This window comes from Candidatus Ulvibacter alkanivorans (assembly GCF_003333325.1).
In the GTDB taxonomy this organism is placed as follows: Bacteria; Bacteroidota; Bacteroidia; order Flavobacteriales; family Flavobacteriaceae; genus Ulvibacter_A; species Ulvibacter_A alkanivorans.
Genome location: NZ_QOLC01000094.1, coordinates 1 through 1,054 on the forward strand (window position 1 = coordinate 1; position 1,054 = coordinate 1,054).

At 49.5% G+C, this 1,054-nt stretch carries 2 protein-coding genes; one reads left to right on the forward strand and one right to left on the reverse strand.

The window, feature by feature from the left end; translation table 11 throughout:
* Nucleotides 1–63 precede the first annotated feature (63 nt).
* Entirely contained in the window at nt 64–735 is a 672-nt protein-coding gene (locus DWA30_RS10080) for a DUF6901 family protein (RefSeq protein ID WP_022992475.1), read from the reverse strand.
* 29 nt (nt 736–764) lie between these two features.
* On the opposite strand from DWA30_RS10080, the gene DWA30_RS13325 reads away from it, so the two are divergent.
* Nucleotides 765–908: a hypothetical protein gene (locus DWA30_RS13325; RefSeq protein ID WP_168421763.1), complete on the forward strand. Its 144-nt coding sequence runs from the start codon at nt 765–767 to the stop codon at nt 906–908.
* The last annotated feature ends 146 nt before the right edge of the window (nt 909–1,054 follow it).

The window sequence follows — 1,054 nt, forward strand, 5'->3', positions numbered from 1 at the left end:
GCACGGAGTGCGATGTACTGGCCATTCGTATTCATTGAGACTCGTGATGGAAGGGGGACGGCCCTAGCCCTCCCCCTTCATCCTGGCCTGAAGCTTCCTGAGCTGGCTTTCCAGAGAAACGCTGACACTCGAGGCCATTGAGAAAAAGTTGAGCAGTGCCTTCAGATTACTGTCGCCCTTGCAAACAGCATGTATCCGCTGCCAGAGCGCCTGATTCACCAGCTGTAATCGCTGATTACGCTCCACCAGACCTTTCAGTTCCCAGTCCGCTTCCTGCTGATTCCGCTTTGCGAAAAGCTGTTGAAGCAGATAATACCCCACACTGCGCATCACAAATTCGTCACTGTTGGCAAACGGCAGGTGGTGGAGCGCCATCGGCTTGAGCTCCGAAAGCACAGGGCAGCCACTGGTAGCCATCTTGAGCCCCAGCAGAGAACGCAACGCCTCTTCCAGCGTCGTCTGCTTGAAATAGGAGCGGCGCTCATCCGTCACGGTTACATCCACTTTCTGATACGCGTCTTCCGCCTGAAACGCCTCTACGACCGGCAGAATCTCGGTTGCCGCCGGGCAATACGGGGTCTCGCCAGGCTTCAGCGGGCAGTTCGAACACTGACAGTGTTCGAGACGAACCCAGGCCGGCAGTGACTGACCCTGCGGCGGCGAGGAGGACTCCCCAGTTACCTTGAACTCGATATCACGGCCATCCTGAAATTTGAAATTGTAATTTATGTTCATTGGTATGCCCAGTTGAAGATTGCATCACCATGGTACAAAGAGATGATGGCACGGAACATGTTACTTGGAATGAACGTACTTTGAATAATGATGTTCCAACAACTTTTGATGATGACAGAGCTGGTGGAAAAGGCCATTTTGTTCCAAAACCTTCTGATGCATTAAAAAATTAAATTTTCTTTATCGTATTCATACCCAAATACTAGCAATTCATTAATGGGCTTCTTTTTTTCTTTATCTTGTAAAGAAAAATTGCTGGTAAAAGTGTATGGTAGCGCTGTTTTTGGAATTGAAGCTACAACCGTTCCTGTTGAAGTAA